Raw genomic sequence first — 16,032 nt, 5'->3', positions numbered from 1 at the left:
TGTCCTTTCTACTGTACAATTCCTTTTAAATCCCAATATGCTTCTTCTAGCCATGGATGTATAACTTTCAATATATCTTTCCTTTCCCACAAATATGAAATATATACAAAAGCTGCTTTTTCCAAAGATTTTCCCAATCCTTTTTTTATTTCTATTAAATATGGTGGTGTCCCTTTTTGATCCCATTCTATTTTATCTGCAACAAATAATACTAAATCCATCTTCGTTGCATGTTTACGCAACGTTGTGTGGCAACAAATTGCATTTTAAATCTCTTCATCTTCTACTTTAAATATTTCTTTTGCGATTACTCTCGATAGTTTTTGATGAATGATCATAGGAAACTTTCTTTCTGCTTCCACTATTTCTATCCCAAATTCTTCAGCAACTGCAATCCGCTCCTCGTTCGGAAAAATGCCACTAATATCATGTAAATATCCTGCAATTGCTGCTTTTTCTTTATCTACGTGAAACTTTTCTGCAATCTTTTTTGCCACATTTGCCACACAAATTGAATGTTTATATGTAAACTCTTTATTATATTTTAGTAAAAAAACTTGAATATCATTTTCTATTTTTCCCGTTGCAGTAAATGAATATATATCGTCATACAGCATAACAAATCCCCCTCACAACTAACTTTCAGTATAATATAGAATATAAATATCCTCGTTATTTTATATTCGTTATTAATCTTTTTACTCCTTTTTAATACGTTACATGAAATTTTATACAGAATCGTCACTACAAGTACATAAATGTTTGATATTATAGTAATGTTGATGATTTGTAAGGAAAGGAACTACACAATGAATAAAAACATATTAATTATTGATGATGATAAAGAAATTGTTGAATTACTTGCTGTTTATTTGCGAAATGAAGGCTATAACATTTATAAAGCTTATGATGGCGATGAAGCATTACAAAAGGTTTCTACATATAAAGTTGACCTTATGATTTTGGATATTATGATGCCAAAACGAAACGGATTAGAAGTTTGTCAGGAAGTGCGTGAAAATAATACTGTACCAATTCTAATGCTTAGTGCAAAAGCAGAGGATATGGATAAAATATTAGGCCTTATGACAGGTGCCGATGATTATATGATTAAACCATTCAATCCATTAGAATTAGTAGCAAGAGTGAAAGCTTTATTACGAAGATCCTCTTTCCAAAATGCTACTTCGCAAAAGAATGAAGATGGTATTATTCGTATTCGCTCTGTTGAAATACACAAACATAATCATACTGTTAAAGTAAATGGAGAGTATATTAAACTAACCTCTATTGAGTTCGATATTTTATATTTACTTGCAAGTAATACAGGAAGAGTATTTAGTTCAGAAGAAATTTTTGAACGCGTTTGGAATGAAGATGGTTACGGTTCAAATAAGACTGTAATGGTTCATATTAGCAACTTACGGGATAAACTTGAAACAGTAATAAATGGAGAAAAATTTATTCACACTGTTTGGGGAGTTGGCTATAAAATTGAGAAATGAAGCATTTGATATATTAAAAGATATCCCTAAATGGAAACTTATTTTTTGGCTCTTATTAGCTATCACACTCACGCCTATTACTGAATTAATTATTTATCGCCTCGTTACGAGTGTAATTGAGAGTTCACTTACTCTAACCGAACTTGGTAAAGAATTCATTCGAATTTTTGGTTATGAAAAGTATAAAGGGATTAAAGAATCTTTATGGATGATGATTGTATCTTATTTGTTTTTATTTTCTATCTTTTCATCCTATCTTTACATTTTTTATCGTCACGAGAAAAAACTTTATTATGAAACTTGTATTAAAAAAATGATAGAAGAAATTCGTTATATTGCAAATGGAAACTTCAATCATAAAGTTTCTATTGTAAATCATAATTATCTAGAAGAATTAGCAATCGGGGTCAATGAAATTGTTGAACAATTAAAAGTCTCCATTGATGAAGAAAGACAAGCAGAACAAGCAAAAAGTGAACTTATTACAAATGTATCACATGACTTACGTACTCCCCTTACTTCTATAGTTGGATACGTAAATTTAATCCATCATGATAATTATAGAGATGAAGTGGAATTGCGATACTATATTCAAGTCATTTACGATAAAGTCACTCGTCTTAATGCATTAATGAATGACTTGTTCGAATATACACGTGTTCAAAATAAAGAATTAAGCTTGTATTCTGTCCCTATTGACATAGTAGAATTACTTGGGCAATTAACTGTTCAATTCCGTATACAATTTCAAGAAGCAAATATAGAATGTCGACCTTCTTTCTCATCTCAAAAGCTCATGGTATTAGCTGATGGTGACAAATTAGTGCGTGTGTTTGAAAATCTTATTATAAACGCTATCGCTTATGGAAGCGAAGGTCGCTATATCGACCTTACTGCTTATGAAAGCAATAATATGATTACAATTGATATAACAAATTATGGACAACCTATTCCTAGTACGGATTTACCTTATATTTTTGAACGTTTTTATCGCGTTGAGAAATCTCGTTCTACAAACACTGGTGGATCTGGACTTGGATTAGCGATTGCAAAAAGTATAGTCGAATTGCATAAAGGAACAATTGAAGTATATAGTGATGATGAAAAAACAACATTCACTGTAAAACTACTCCCATATAAATGTTAATATTACAAATAAAAAGGTTCAATTTCTTATCATATAAGAAATTGAACCTTTTCCATAATTACCCTACATTTAATAATACTTTATAATTCTTTAGAAATTCTTTACCTTTTCTTTCTTCCTAATTAAGCATTCCTTTTTACAATACTATTATTGATGTCATAATAGGAGGATAGCTTATGCAATTCTTAAAAAAATTCGCTATTTTATTATTATCTTTTTTTATTACTGCACTTATCGTTTTATATTTTTATCTTTATGTAAATGGTCCGATTATTCAAGCTAAATCAGCTATTTTAATAAATGCTAATTCAGGTGAAATTGTTTATAAAAAAAATGAAGAAACTCCGGTACAATCAGCTGCTTTATCTAAATTAATGACAGAATATATCGTATTGGAGCAACTAAATGATAGAAAAATGCAGTTAGATAACTTCGTACAAATAAGTAACGAAGTTTTCCGAGTAGAAACAAGCCCTATACAAGTAACATCAAATGATAAAACAACGGTTCGTGATTTACTTCATGCATTGCTACTGACAGGGAATAATCGTTCTGCACTCGCTCTAGCAGAACACATTGCTGGAAATGAAGATAACTTTACATTATTAATGAATAAAAAAGCAAAAGAACTAAAGTTATTACAACCATCTCCATTTCTAAACTCTACTGGAGTTAATAATGATACAAATAAACAATCAACTACAACAGCGATAGACGCAGCTAAACTAGCAGCTAAATTAGTAAAAGATTTTCCAGATGTATTGAATATTACGAAACTAACCTCTTACCAATTTACCTTCAAAGATTCCCAGGTTTTCAATACGAATAAAATGATATATTCTCTTAATGAAAACATTAAACTTCAAGGTGTTGATGGCTTACAAACTAGTTTTTCAACTAACGGTAATTATAGTTTTGTCAGTACAGCAAAACTTGGAGATACTAGACTAATTTCAGTAATATTAGATGCAGATGAAGAAAACATTTCATTTATTGAAACAAAAAAGTTACTACAGTATGGTTTTGATCCTTCCTCGTACTCTGCACTCCAAGCTTTTAAAGACACCCTTACATCTTGGACAATATTACTTCAGTTTAAAAATTTAATTATACAAACTATAATGATTTTTTTAATCATTACCACCTTAATGTTTTTACATATACGTCAAAAAAAATCCGAGGATTTCAATTAAGAAATCTTCTTATATATAAAAACCGACTTGCGTTTGAGATGCAAGTCGGTTTTTAATTCTATCATCCTCGTCCAATCAAATTTGCTGAAACAAATTGCAAGTTTAACTCCCTCGCCCATATAGATAGCTGACCAATATGATGAATTTTATATCTCATTACATGTCTTAAAACCTATGTTTTTCGAGGCATACATCCATCTCTGTTTCCGTTCGTTGTGTTCTTTTGTTTAGTATAAATGGGTTAATCTATTAATTCTATTAAATCCAACAATTTAACTATTACATATTAAAGTTCTATCCATATACTATAGTAGATTACTAGAAAGGAGGCTTAACTATGGATAGTTGCGTTGTATTTGTAAACGGGCAACCTTTTTTAGTTCTTTCAGTAGCTGGTATTGAAATTGCTAGATTAGAGATTTCCCTTCAAGTAGCATTAGCTCTAAGAGTACTTGGGATACCAATCTGTGATTAATTACCAAATTAAAAGAAAAAGAGGGTATTAGCCCTCTTTTTTATTTTCTTCTCACCTTTTCTTAACAACAAACAAAATTCAAATTTTAATTTTTATATTGTAATGAAAATCCGAAAAATCAACCCATTCTATTCAATAAAAAAGAGCACCACCCATACCTCTTTATCCGTTTCTATAATATTCAAATTTGATTAATTATAAAAAATTAAAGTATATGAACGTTACATGAAGCACTTGTTAAGATAGCTGTCCTTCACACTATTTATTTCGCCGACATTATATAATCAAAGCACACAATAATTAACTTTTTATACTGCTTATTTTAAGTACGCTAGCATTCTAGGCTAGATGATCATGACTGCAAAAAACCTTCAAGTTCTCGTTTATATAAATCAGATAACGCTTTCACTTTTTGAATCGAATGATAATCTTTAAATTGCGGTTCTTTATCTTCTTCTCCTTGAAGAGCACTAATCCAACTATACTCTACATCTACAATATGAAATAATGTTTCTAAAATACCACCAGTTTGCAAAGTAAATCTTCCTCTGAAAGTTGTTCACACCTCTTAAACCACTCATCTCTTACTTGCCAATTATATTGAAATAAAGTATACACATTTATCTCTCCCTTACTTCAATTATCCACCTAACAGCATCTGTTATACATTTAACCATTGACAATCACTTCTCTTCGGCCAAGTTCCTCTACAGCGTGATTAATTATTTCACTTACAGATAAAGAACCATCCAATATGATATCTGAATTCGGCTTAACAGTATGAATTGCTTCTAAATAAGCTTTTCTCGCATATGTCATATAATGTTCCAAATCATTATGTATTTCATCTATTGTACCTTCCTTAAAATCTCGCAAAATCCTTCTAGCCATCGCAATATCTAAAGGCGTATCAATAAATATAGTTACATCAATGAATTTTCGCATCTCACTATTTAAGTATGCAAAAGGATAATCTATAATAATATAGTCTAAGCTATTATTTTGTATAAGTTGCTCAATATCATGAATTAATGGTGTTAATACCCACTCGTCATAATTCGCCCCATCATCAATCCATTTACAAATATCAGCAGGACAGTTATCAAATGTATAACTATCAAAATATAGAGCTTTTGAGTTCTTAAACTCATGCTTTAACCTTTCTGTAATTGTAGTTTTACCTCCCCCTGAAACAGCTGCAACTGAAATAATTTTTGTTTTATTATCCACTATATCCACCAATCCCCTTTTGTTAACATAATATAATTATAAATCACTATTGTTACTACTTCTTCCATTCATATTCTAACATACTCATTTCCCATAAATTCCAATACGTTTCCCCTACTTTTTTCGACTCTCTTAATAATCCTTCTTTTACAAATCCTATTTTTTCGTAACATGAAATAGCCGACGTATTAAAATCATAAACACCAAGAGTTACTCTATGTAGTTTTAATTTGTCAAAAGCAATATGAAGTACTTCTTTCATCATATGTTTTCCTATAGAACGTCCTCTCATCTTCGTATTACCAACTAATACTTTTCCAATTCTAGCGGACTTGTTAATATTATCTATTTGCCCAAGCGAAATATGACCAATAACGTCTGAAGTCTCTTCATCTACCACTTTGAAAGCGAATGTATTTGCACTTTCTATATACTTCTCTAATTGCTGTTCGTCTAAAGGAAATGTGAAGGCATTACCTGACCATTGTATTAGAAATTCTTCGGAATTAATCCAATTTATTAATTGTTTAAAATCAGATTTTTTAAAGGTTTCTAGTTTAATCACTTCCTTGCTCCTTTCGTACATCATGCTTTATAACCTCAAACTTATTTCTATATAAAGAATATATTCTCCTTTTATATGAAATTAAAATAAAGCCATTCATGTGAATGGCTTTACAAAAAAGCAGCATAATTATGCTTTGTTTGCTACATCAATACCATTAAAATCAAAGTCAGCAGTAACCGTTGTAACAGGTGGGAAAATTGCTTCAATTTTGCAAATGGAAATAATTACTGCAACCGATCCAGGAATAGCCGCAAGCCTAACTACATCACAACTTACAGACGAGACAGTACCTACATAAGTACGTCCCTCTGTATTAATTTGAACTGTTCGATTAATTAATTTCTTAAGTTCATCTCTAATTCCTTGTACACAAGAATTATCACATTTCTCATGCTGTTCTTTTTTACACTCTTCGAATACTTCCCAACAATCATCTTGTTTACATGTACATTTCTTTTTACAATTATTAAATCGAGAACCCAATACCTCACCTCCTAATCCTTTCTATTAGTAAAGTATGTCCATTAGCTTAAAAGGGTACGAGGCAAACACATAAAAAGAAAAAAACAAACAATTGTACCAAACTTTCTTTTCATTATTCATTATAAAAACAGACCTGCCCTAATTAAAAGCTTGTTTAATTAGGGCAGGTGAGTTTAGTCCTACTTCATTTAATGTTTAGACACCACTTTTTAAAATAAATCTTTTTTCTTTTAAATAAGACGCCTCTTAAAAACACACTAGATTTTCCCATTAACTCACATATACATAGACTTTATTCATGGATTTTTCCTTTGTTATCGTAAAATATACATTTTAAAAAACGTACTCGAAAATAAGATATTATTTGTAATCAGAACATTTTCTTCAACAAATGTTTATTGAAAAATACCATAACTAGTAGTAGTTCCCTCCACTATCTCTTAAAAATTAGCATAGTTTGTATGAACTCTATACCGAGTAGAAAACACTCTATCATATAAAAATAAAATAGTAGGTTAATAAACAAGCCATTTTTTTATTAAAACATAGAATAATATGAACACTATTGAAAGGAGGTAGAAATGAATGTCCTGGAAAAATGATTGCTGGAGTTCTCAGAAAAAGCATTGTTGTGATGATTGGTGGAAATCTAAAGAAAAGCGTCATTGTGATGATGATTGGAGTTCTCAGAAAAAGCATTGTAATGATGATTGGTGGAAATCTAAAGAAAAGTGTCATTGTGATGACGATTGGAGTTCTCAGGAAAAACATTGTAATGATGATTGGTGGAAATCTAAAGAAAAGTGTCATCGTGATGATGATTGGAGTTCTAAACGAAATAAGTGTCGTTGTAAATGTTTCTTTATTTGTTGCCATTGTAAAAGAAAAAATTGGTAATATTCTTAATGTCAACTTAAAGGAAAGAATATGTCTTTTGGAACCAATCGGACTTTTCCGGAAAGTTGACCCCTCACCTACTTCCTTGCTTTCGCTGAATTTTTAGGTGGGGGCATTACTGCCTGACAAATAGCGAGATAAATACTAGAATGTAATATATAAAAAGCTGACTGAGTATAGTCAGCTTTTTATATATGAACACGTAAAGGTTTAAACAGACATATAAGCAGTCACGCTTTGTCATCACCTTGTTGTTGTAAAATAGTATTTCTCCATTGAATAGACATTCCATAATATCGTATTTTGATTAAAACTAAAAAACATACTTAACACTAATAGTAAAATTTTTCTTCTTCATCAAATTCACTTTTTTCTTTTTATAAACATAAAAAAGGAGCTCTATTTATATAGAGCTCCTTTCTAATTTTATAATTTACTAGACTGTAACCCCTGAATAAACGGAACTACTTCAGGATTTACAAGTGAAGACAAATCACCTAATTCTTTTCCTAAGTAAGCTGCTTTAATAACACGGCGCATTACTTTAGAGTTACGTGTTTTCGGTAAATCTTCTACAACGTGGATGTCTTTAGGACACAACGCTTTTCCAATATGAGAGTTTACTAAACTCATTAATTCTTTCTTTAATTCTCCTGTGAATGTTACATGATCTCTTAATACTACAAAACAATGACAAACTTCACCTTTTACTTCGTCAGGTACACCAATTGCAGCAGCTTCAATTACATCGTTATGTTTCACAAGAATAGATTCATATTCAGCAGGTCCAATACGTTTACCTGCAATATTTAACGTATCGTCTGAACGCCCTGTGATAATATATTGTTCACCATCGTAAATGACCCAGTCACCGTGGACCCATTTATTTTCAAAACGCGACCAATATGTGTTTACGTAACGTTCATCATCTTCCCAGAAGCTTTTCGTCATACCTACCCAAGGTTTCTCTAAGCATAATTCTCCGACTTCATCTCGAATTGGTTTACCTTGATCATCCAGTACGACAGCTGCCATTCCTGGTAAAGATGCGTTAAAACTAATCGGTGCTATTGGCTTAATAAGAACATTACCGAAAATCCCACCAGAGATTTCAGTTCCACCTGAGTAGTTACAGATTGGGACATTTCCTTTTCCAACTGTTTCAAACAGCCACATCCATGGATTAGGATTCCAAGGTTCTCCTGTTGATGCGAATACTTCCAAACTCTTTAAAGAATGTTTATTGACATACTCATCACCTTTTGCCATTAATGCTCGGATTAACGTTGGCGAAATACCTAAATGAGTAATCTCATATTTATCAACTGTCTCCCATAACCGGTCTGCTTCTGGGAAGTCTGGAACACCTTCGTACATAACCATCGTTGCTCCATTAATGAGTGAACCGAATAATAGAAACGGCCCCATCATCCAGCCCATATCAGTTACCCATAATACACGATCACCTTGTTTAATATTCATTCCAAATCCTGCATCAAAAGCTGCTTTCAAAGGAAATCCTGCATGCGTGTGTACTGTTCCTTTCGGCTTACCAGTCGTTCCTGATGTATAAATGAGCATTAATGGATCATCACTTTGCATTTCCTCTGCATGTATGAATGGTTTTTCTTTTTCTAGCGTACTCCACGAAAAGTCATAGTTATGTGGTGTAAAATCATTTCCTGCATGACGAACGATAACAACTTTTTCAACAGTTGGGCAATGTTCACAAGCTTTATCTACTTCATCTTTTAAAGAAACAATTTTACCTCGGCGTGAAAATCCATCTGCGGTAATAATCATTTTTGAACCTGCCGCTTGCACACGTGTCATAACTGCATCAGACGCAAAGCCTGAGAATATTGGTGAAATAATTGCTCCGATTTTCATTACAGCTAGCATCGCAACAACTGTTTCTGGAATCATTGGCATATAAATTGTTACACGGTCACCTTTCTCAATACCCGCGTGTTTCAAACCATTTGCAACACGGCTTACCCAGTTGTCAAGCTCTTCATATGTAAATGATTTTGAAGTTCTATTTTCCCCTTCGTACTGAAGTGCTGGCTGTATTCTCGTCTCTTCATCCGCAAGCCAGCGGGATAAAGCTGATTCTACAACGTTACATGTTCCGCCATTATACCACTGTGCAAACGGTGTACCATTTTCTAAATCTAACACTTCTGTATAAGGTTTCATCCATTGATAGCCCACTGCTTTTTCTGCCTCTCCCCAAAACCAAGCTGTTTCCTCAATAGATTTATTATAAAAAGTTTCATAGTCTTCATATCCCAATGATTTCATCCAACCATATAAACGTGTTTTTCCCTTGTACTCTTCTGTTGGAAACCAAACTGCTTGTTTCAATGTTTTCCCCTCCTTAACTTTTTGAGCAAGAAAGCCCTAAATAAGGCTTTTAAACTGGATATACAGGATGTTTACGATCCGTGAATACTTGATATTTACTCATATACATTTCGAAACGTCCTTTTAACTCTTCACGTAAATTGTTTGGATGAACAATACCATCAATCACCATCTCTGATGCTAAGTGGTATATATCAATATCTTTCTTATACTCTTCACGTTTTTCAGCAATGAAGCTAGCACGCTCTTCTTCTGGTAAAGCTGCAATTTTATTTGCAAATACAGCATTAACCGCAGCTTCTGGACCCATTACTGCAATAGAGGCTGTCGGTAATGCCAAGCAGCAATCTGGTTCAAATGCTGGACCTGCCATCGCATATAAACCAGCGCCATATGCTTTACGAACAACGATAGAAATCTTAGGTACAGTTGCTTCACTCATTGCAGAAATCATTTTTGCACCGTGGCGAATAATACCGGCACGCTCTACTTTTGTACCAATCATAAATCCAGGTACATCTGCAAGGAATAATAATGGAATATGATATGCATCGCATAAATTAATAAACTTAGCAGCTTTATCAGCTGAATCGTGGAATAATACGCCGCCTTTCATACGAGGTTGATTTGCAATAATACCAACTGGCTTACCATCAATACGTGCTAAGCCTGTAATTAGTTCTTGAGCAAATAATTTTTTCACTTCATAGAAAGAACCTTCATCAATAACTCTATTAATGAGATCTTTCATATTGAAAGGCGCATTTTGATTTTCTGGAATGATTTGTTCTAATGTTTTTTCGAATTGTTTCGGTTCTTGAGGTGTAACCAATGGAGTCTTCTCTAAGTAGTTGTTTGGAAAATATGAAATATATTGTCTTGCTTGTGTAATCGCATCTTCTTCGGTCTTACATAAAACATCTCCGCATCCTGATACAGAGCAATGCATACGAGCTCCGCCCATCTCTTCTAACGTTACCTTCTCACCGATAACCATCTCAGCCATACGAGGAGATCCTAAATACATAGATGCATTTCCTTCTACCATCATTACAACGTCACAAAAGGCTGGAATATACGCACCACCAGCTGCAGAAGGTCCAAATAATAAGCATACTTGAGGAACTTTACCTGATAACTTCACTTGATTATAGAAGATTCTTCCTGCACCGCGGCGCCCTGGGAACATTTCTACTTGATCTGTAATACGCGCTCCAGCAGAGTCGACTAAATAAAATAACGGAACACGTAGTTTTTCAGCTGTTTCTTGAATACGTAAAATCTTTTCAACTGTGCGTGATCCCCATGATCCAGCTTTTACAGTAGAATCATTGGCCATTACACACGCAGTACGACCATGTATTTTACCCGTTGCCGTTACAACGCCGTCCGCAGGTAAGCCTGTTTGTTCACAGTTAGCAAATAATGCATCTTCTACATATTCGCCATTATCAAATAGAAGCGCTAAACGATCTCGAACGAATAATTTTCCTTTTGCTTTATTTTGCTCATGATATTTCGGTGCCCCGCCTTGTTTAATTGTTTCAACTCGTTCTTCAAATGAATTAGATTGTTGTTTTTGGTCTAACATATTTACTCCCCCTTATACATCGGTTTGCGTTTTTCTTTGAATGCCTGTAATCCTTCTATTCGATCTTTCGTATGGATTACACCTTCATACGCTTGTTTTTCCATTTGTAATCCGGTATGTAAATCAACTTGAATACCGTTTGAAATTGCCTCTTTTGCTAATCGAACAGCAATAGGTCCATTACTAGCAATTTTCTCTGCTATTTCAATCGCTTTCTCTTCAAGTAAATTAGCTGGTACAACGAATTCTACTAAACCATATTCTTTAGCTTCTTGCGCTGAAATACGTCTACCTGTATAAATTAATTCTTTCGCTCTACCAACACCAATTAATCTCGGTAAGCGCTGTGTACCACCTGCTCCTGGTATAATTGCAAGTGTCGTTTCAGTAAGACCAAAACTTGCAGTGTCTGAAGCAATTCTAAAATCACAAGCTAAACTTAATTCCGTACCACCACCAAGTGCGATTCCATTTATAGCAGCAATAATTGGCTGTGGTAATTGTTCAACCATTTCCATAGTAGTGCGAATCATACTAACAGCATGGCGAACTTGTTCTTCATTCATGCCAGCACGTTCTTTTAAATCAGCTCCGGCACAAAATGCTTTTTCACCAGCCCCTGTTAAAATAACTACACGAGTATTTGACTCTTCACTTATTTGAGTTAGTATGTTTTGCAACTCTTCTAATAACGCTAAAGATAATGAGTTTGCTTGTCTTTCACGATTTAATGAAATCTTTACAACGTGTGGTGTTACGTAATCAACTGAAATGTTTTGTAATTGTAGCATCTTCTCACCTACTTATCGTTTTATGTTGAAGCGCTCTATACACATGACTCGGTAATTGGATATTTAATTTACTTTGAATAAATTGACTCGCTCTCAATAACTTCTCTTCATCAATATTCGTTTGTACCCCTAACTTATGGAGCATATGAACTAAGTCATCAGTTGCAACATTGCCTGATGCTCCTGGTGCATATGGGCATCCACCAAGACCACCACAAGAACTATCAAATGTTGTAATACCATATTCTAATGACTTAACTACATTCGCTAGAGCCATTCCATACGTATTATGGAAGTGCATTGCAAACTGCGAAGCATCATATTTCTTTAATAAATGTTCTAATACTTGCTCTACTTGTAACGGATTTGCTACACCAATCGTATCACCAAGAGATGCTTCATAAATGCCGTATGAAAATAGCTGATTACATAATTCGTCAACTGCTGCGAGACTTATATCCCCTTCATAAGGACATCCAAATACAGTAGAAACATAACCTCTTACCTTTTTCCCTTCGAATAATGCCTGTTTTGTTATATCTTCAATTACAACTAATGCTTCTTTAATCGATTTATTAATATTACTTTTATTATGAGATTCACTTGCTGATAAAAAAACATTCACCTCATCTACATTTTGCAAAAAAGCTCGTTCCAAACCATTTTGGTTCGGAACAAGCGCAGCATATGTAACATTGGGATCCCTTTTCAGCTCAGAAAACACATCATTTGCATCCGCTAATGCTGGGACCCATTTTGGGTGAACGAATGAGGAAACTTCAACATACGACAATCCTGCTTCTGTAAGTAGTTGAATCCATTTTACTTTATCTTTTGTGCCAACAATCTTTTTTTCATTTTGTAAACCATCACGTGGTCCTACTTCTTTAATGACAGCAAAATTAGGTAGTTTCAATTCGCTTCCCCCTATATCTCCCTATTCAATTTCTAATAATACATCTCCTTCATTTACAAAATCGCCTTCTTGCACATTAATTTTCATAACTGTACCGGCTTCCTCTGAAATGATTGGAATTTCCATTTTCATAGATTCCAAAATGACGACATCCTGCTCTTCCTCTACTGTGTCCCCTACTCCTACAACAATCTTCCAAACGTTTCCTGCCATCGATGCGTATACTTTCGTCATCATTTTTCCCCCTTAATATTGTTAAATCTTATTTTTTAACGAGCTGTTTCGTTACAAAACCCGTTGTATAAATACCCTCTTTGAACACTTCGTCTTCCAAAACTTGCAGTAACATTGGAGTGTTCGTTTTAATACCTTCTACTTTTAATTCTTCTAGAGCATCATGTAATTTCGAAATTGCTTCTTCACGAGTCTCGCCATGTGCAATGACTTTCGCAATCATTGGATCATAGAAAGGTGTAATCGTTACATGATTTTCTAAGAAGTGATCAATCCGTACATTTGACGGTAATGTTAAATCTGTAATTTTCCCAGGTGATGGGAAGAATGTTTTCGGATCCTCTGCATAAATACGAGCTTCAATGGCATGACCACTACGTTTTACATCATCCTGAGTAAATGATAGTTTCTCTCCACTTGCGATAAGGAGTTGCTGTTCTACAAGGTCTAATCCCGTAATTTCTTCTGTCACTGGATGCTCTACTTGTAATCTCGTATTCATTTCTAAGAAATAGAAATTTTTCTGATCATCTACAAGAAACTCAACTGTACCTGCATTTGTATAGCCAAGTGCTTTGGCAGCTTGTACAGCAACTTCTCCCATCGCTCTTCGTGTACCTTCATCTAAAAATGGTGAGGGTGCTTCTTCGATTACTTTTTGATTTCGGCGCTGTACCGAACATTCACGCTCCCATAAATACACTGTGTTACCATGTGTATCTGCTAAAAGCTGAATTTCAATATGATGCGCATCTGCTATATATCGCTCTAAATACATTTCTCCGTTACCGAAGAAGTTTTGCGCTCTTGTTTTATTACTTTCAAACGCTTTGGTGAGCGTTTGCTCAGTTTCCATCAACTGCATACCAATGCCTCCGCCGCCTGCGGATGCCTTAAGCATTAATGGATAACCAATTTGTTTTGCAATTTCAATTGCTTCTTCAGCAGTTTCAATATTTGTAGTAATCCCTGGGACTACTGGGACATCTGCTGCTTGCATTGCGATACGTGATTCAATTTTACTTCCCATCTTCGTAATAATTTCTTCTGAAGGACCGATAAATACGATTCCTTCTTCTTTGCAGCGAACCGGAAAAGACGGATTCTCTGATAATAAACCATAACCCGGATGAATTGCTTCTGCATTTGTCTTCTTAGCTATTTCAATAATTTTTTCAAGGTTTAAATAGCTTTCTTGAACACGCGGTCCACCTACTAAGTAAGCTTCATTTGCCATTTTCACATGAAGGGCATTTTCATCTGCTTCAGAATAAATAGCAACAGTACGGATGCCTAGTTTTTGACAAGTTTTCATAATACGAACAGCGATTTCTCCACGATTCGCAATTAATATTTTTTGAAACATAGTGATTCCTCCCTTTTATCTACATCCTAAATGTCTAGCAATTACGAGACGTTGAATTTCAGAAGTTCCTTCACCAATTTCTAATAGTTTCGCATCACGAATATGTCGTTCAACTTCATATTCACGCATATACCCATATCCACCATGAATCTGTACTGCTTGATTCGCAATACGGCTTGCCGCTTCCGATGCAAATAGTTTTGCCATTGCCGCTTCTTTGCCGAAAGGTTTATCGTTATCTTTTAACCAAGCTGCTTTATGTACTAAATTACGAGCTAACTCTACTTCAGTCGCCATATCAGCCAATTTAAATTGAATCGCTTGGAAATTAGAAATTGACTTTCCAAATTGTTGACGTTCTTTCGCATATTGCAATGCACGTTCAAAGGCTGATTGCGCAATACCAACTGCCAATGCTGCGATTGAAATACGTCCTCCATCAAGTGTATATAAAAATTGTTTAAAACCTTTATTTACATCACCAAGAATATTTTCTTTCGGTACACGAACACCATCAAGTACGATTTCACAAGTATTAGAAGCGCGAACGCCCATTTTATCATAAGGACTAGAAATCGTTAATCCTTCACTAGTAGTAGGTACGATAAATGCTGAAATGCGTTTTCTACCATTCTCTTCAATACCATTGACAGCGGTTACAATAATGGTATTTGCATACTCTGCGTTTGTAATCCAACACTTCTCACCACTGATTACATACTCATCACCATCTAATACCGCTTTCGTTTGAGTACCACCTGCATCTGATCCAGCATTCGGCTCCGTTAATCCGAAGGCACCTAATGTTTTTCCTGACGCCATTGGAACTAAATACTTTTGTTTTTGTTCTTCTGTACCGAAATAATAAATTGGAGAAGCACCTAATGAAATTGTTGCAGCATAGCTTAAACCGGTGCCACCACAAGCGCGACCAATTTCTTCAACTGCTAACGCATACGATACCGTATCGCCACCTGAACCTCCATACTCTTCTGGGAATGGGATGCCTAGTAATCCTAGTTCGCCCATTTTTTGAAATGTTTCATATGGAAACTCTGCAGTTTTGTCATAATATACAGCTTTCGGTGCGATTTCCTTTTCAGCAAAGTCACGTACCATTTCTTTAATCATTTGTTTTTCGCGAGTTAGAGTAAATTCCATTCCGCTACACACCCCTTATCGAATATTGAGTTTCGACAGCGTGCGAGTTTCTACTACAAACATAACAACTTAAAAGACAAAAGTATTAGTTAGACAATTGCTATAATT

15 protein-coding genes and 3 pseudogenes are annotated in these 16,032 nt (G+C 34.3%); 5 read left to right on the top strand and 13 right to left on the bottom strand.

Annotated elements, in window-relative coordinates; translation table 11 throughout:
• Window positions 1–8: 8 nt before the first annotated feature.
• Window positions 9–617 (bottom strand): annotated as a pseudogene (yqeK, locus tag CGQ22_RS09060) (bis(5'-nucleosyl)-tetraphosphatase (symmetrical) YqeK).
• Window positions 618–809: 192 nt separating this feature from the next.
• Between yqeK and CGQ22_RS09055 the strand changes: the two are divergent.
• The 3 genes from CGQ22_RS09055 to CGQ22_RS09045 all read left to right on the top strand — a co-directional run bounded on the left by CGQ22_RS09055 (window position 810) and on the right by CGQ22_RS09045 (window position 3,845).
• Window positions 810–1,505, top strand: coding sequence for a response regulator transcription factor (locus tag CGQ22_RS09055; protein WP_001038810.1), 696 nt, complete (start codon window positions 810–812; stop codon window positions 1,503–1,505).
• The gene (locus CGQ22_RS09050) at window positions 1,495–2,652 is read left to right on the top strand and encodes a sensor histidine kinase (RefSeq protein WP_001243310.1); all 1,158 of its coding nucleotides are present in this window, start codon (window positions 1,495–1,497) and stop codon (window positions 2,650–2,652) included. The genes CGQ22_RS09055 and CGQ22_RS09050 overlap by 11 nt, the downstream gene beginning before the upstream one ends.
• A gap of 176 nt (window positions 2,653–2,828) precedes the next feature.
• Complete coding sequence (locus CGQ22_RS09045) at window positions 2,829–3,845, top strand: D-alanyl-D-alanine carboxypeptidase family protein (protein WP_089148583.1); 1,017 nt, start codon at window positions 2,829–2,831, stop codon at window positions 3,843–3,845.
• A gap of 61 nt (window positions 3,846–3,906) precedes the next feature.
• On the opposite strand, the pseudogene CGQ22_RS31360 reads toward CGQ22_RS09045, so the two are convergent.
• A pseudogene (locus CGQ22_RS31360) lies at window positions 3,907–4,017 on the bottom strand (DinB family protein); the annotation flags it as partial.
• A gap of 165 nt (window positions 4,018–4,182) precedes the next feature.
• Between CGQ22_RS31360 and CGQ22_RS09040 the strand changes: the two are divergent.
• Window positions 4,183–4,320 (top strand): DUF3956 domain-containing protein, encoded by a 138-nt coding sequence (locus CGQ22_RS09040; protein WP_000376554.1) that lies wholly within the window; start codon window positions 4,183–4,185, stop codon window positions 4,318–4,320.
• A gap of 358 nt (window positions 4,321–4,678) precedes the next feature.
• Here CGQ22_RS09040 and CGQ22_RS09035 read toward each other — a convergent pair.
• The 4 genes and pseudogenes from CGQ22_RS09035 to CGQ22_RS09020 form a co-directional block, all read right to left on the bottom strand.
• Window positions 4,679–4,938, bottom strand: a pseudogene (locus CGQ22_RS09035) (DinB family protein); the annotation flags it as partial.
• Between the two features lie 51 nt (window positions 4,939–4,989).
• Entirely contained in the window at window positions 4,990–5,550 is a 561-nt protein-coding gene (locus CGQ22_RS09030) for a nucleoside/nucleotide kinase family protein (protein WP_000369207.1), read from the bottom strand.
• A gap of 55 nt (window positions 5,551–5,605) precedes the next feature.
• Window positions 5,606–6,139, bottom strand: coding sequence for a GNAT family N-acetyltransferase (locus CGQ22_RS09025; RefSeq protein ID WP_000990085.1), 534 nt, complete (start codon window positions 6,137–6,139; stop codon window positions 5,606–5,608).
• 105 nt (window positions 6,140–6,244) lie between these two features.
• Window positions 6,245–6,601 (bottom strand): hypothetical protein, encoded by a 357-nt coding sequence (locus CGQ22_RS09020; RefSeq protein ID WP_000535575.1) that lies wholly within the window; start codon window positions 6,599–6,601, stop codon window positions 6,245–6,247.
• A gap of 598 nt (window positions 6,602–7,199) precedes the next feature.
• On the opposite strand from CGQ22_RS09020, the gene CGQ22_RS09015 reads away from it, so the two are divergent.
• Complete coding sequence (locus tag CGQ22_RS09015; RefSeq protein ID WP_000560147.1) at window positions 7,200–7,604, top strand: hypothetical protein; 405 nt, start codon at window positions 7,200–7,202, stop codon at window positions 7,602–7,604.
• Between the two features lie 320 nt (window positions 7,605–7,924).
• Here the strand turns inward: CGQ22_RS09015 and CGQ22_RS09010 are convergent, their stop codons facing one another.
• Genes CGQ22_RS09010 through CGQ22_RS08980 form a run of 7 tightly spaced genes read right to left on the bottom strand, consistent with a single transcriptional unit; the run spans window position 7,925 to window position 15,924 of the window.
• Window positions 7,925–9,865: an AMP-binding protein gene (locus CGQ22_RS09010; protein ID WP_089148582.1), complete on the bottom strand. Its 1,941-nt coding sequence runs from the start codon at window positions 9,863–9,865 to the stop codon at window positions 7,925–7,927.
• 49 nt (window positions 9,866–9,914) lie between these two features.
• Window positions 9,915–11,456 (bottom strand): acyl-CoA carboxylase subunit beta, encoded by a 1,542-nt coding sequence (locus CGQ22_RS09005; protein WP_000886746.1) that lies wholly within the window; start codon window positions 11,454–11,456, stop codon window positions 9,915–9,917.
• Window positions 11,457–11,458: 2 nt separating this feature from the next.
• Entirely contained in the window at window positions 11,459–12,247 is a 789-nt protein-coding gene (locus CGQ22_RS09000) for an enoyl-CoA hydratase (RefSeq protein ID WP_089148581.1), read from the bottom strand.
• 4 nt (window positions 12,248–12,251) lie between these two features.
• On the bottom strand, window positions 12,252–13,163 hold the full coding sequence (mvaB, locus tag CGQ22_RS08995; protein WP_061884184.1) for a hydroxymethylglutaryl-CoA lyase: 912 nt from the start codon (window positions 13,161–13,163) through the stop codon (window positions 12,252–12,254).
• Window positions 13,164–13,184: 21 nt separating this feature from the next.
• The gene (locus tag CGQ22_RS08990; protein WP_001987345.1) at window positions 13,185–13,400 is read right to left on the bottom strand and encodes an acetyl-CoA carboxylase biotin carboxyl carrier protein subunit; all 216 of its coding nucleotides are present in this window, start codon (window positions 13,398–13,400) and stop codon (window positions 13,185–13,187) included.
• Window positions 13,401–13,425: 25 nt separating this feature from the next.
• Window positions 13,426–14,763 carry an acetyl-CoA carboxylase biotin carboxylase subunit gene (locus tag CGQ22_RS08985; RefSeq protein ID WP_000486751.1) on the bottom strand — a complete coding sequence of 446 codons (1,338 nt, stop codon included), beginning with the start codon at window positions 14,761–14,763 and terminating at the stop codon, window positions 13,426–13,428.
• A 15-nt stretch (window positions 14,764–14,778) separates the two neighbouring features.
• Window positions 14,779–15,924, bottom strand: a complete 1,146-nt coding sequence (locus tag CGQ22_RS08980; protein WP_000397279.1) for an acyl-CoA dehydrogenase — start codon at window positions 15,922–15,924, stop codon at window positions 14,779–14,781.
• Between the last annotated feature and the right edge of the window lie 108 nt (window positions 15,925–16,032).

Source organism: Bacillus sp. M13(2017), assembly GCF_002218325.1.
Lineage (GTDB): Bacteria > Bacillota > Bacilli > Bacillales > Bacillaceae_G > Bacillus_A > Bacillus_A thuringiensis_K.
Note: the sequence above shows the minus strand (reverse complement) of the source record. Positions and strands in the feature narration are given on the sequence as shown.

What these genes read in the sequence shown, in the direction of transcription:
- CGQ22_RS08985 (WP_000486751.1), bottom strand. Translation starts at nt 14,763, where the DNA reads ATGTTTCAAAAAATATTAATTGCGAATCGTGGAGAAATCGCTGTTCGT.
- CGQ22_RS09055 (WP_001038810.1), top strand. Translation starts at nt 810, where the DNA reads ATGAATAAAAACATATTAATTATTGATGATGATAAAGAAATTGTTGAA.
- CGQ22_RS09040 (WP_000376554.1), top strand. Translation starts at nt 4,183, where the DNA reads ATGGATAGTTGCGTTGTATTTGTAAACGGGCAACCTTTTTTAGTTCTT.
- CGQ22_RS09025 (WP_000990085.1), bottom strand. Translation starts at nt 6,139, where the DNA reads ATGATGTACGAAAGGAGCAAGGAAGTGATTAAACTAGAAACCTTTAAA.
- CGQ22_RS09005 (WP_000886746.1), bottom strand. Translation starts at nt 11,456, where the DNA reads ATGTTAGACCAAAAACAACAATCTAATTCATTTGAAGAACGAGTTGAA.
- CGQ22_RS09045 (WP_089148583.1), top strand. Translation starts at nt 2,829, where the DNA reads ATGCAATTCTTAAAAAAATTCGCTATTTTATTATTATCTTTTTTTATT.
- CGQ22_RS09015 (WP_000560147.1), top strand. Translation starts at nt 7,200, where the DNA reads ATGATTGCTGGAGTTCTCAGAAAAAGCATTGTTGTGATGATTGGTGGA.
- CGQ22_RS09000 (WP_089148581.1), bottom strand. Translation starts at nt 12,247, where the DNA reads ATGCTACAATTACAAAACATTTCAGTTGATTACGTAACACCACACGTT.
- CGQ22_RS08980 (WP_000397279.1), bottom strand. Translation starts at nt 15,924, where the DNA reads ATGGAATTTACTCTAACTCGCGAAAAACAAATGATTAAAGAAATGGTA.
- CGQ22_RS08990 (WP_001987345.1), bottom strand. Translation starts at nt 13,400, where the DNA reads ATGATGACGAAAGTATACGCATCGATGGCAGGAAACGTTTGGAAGATT.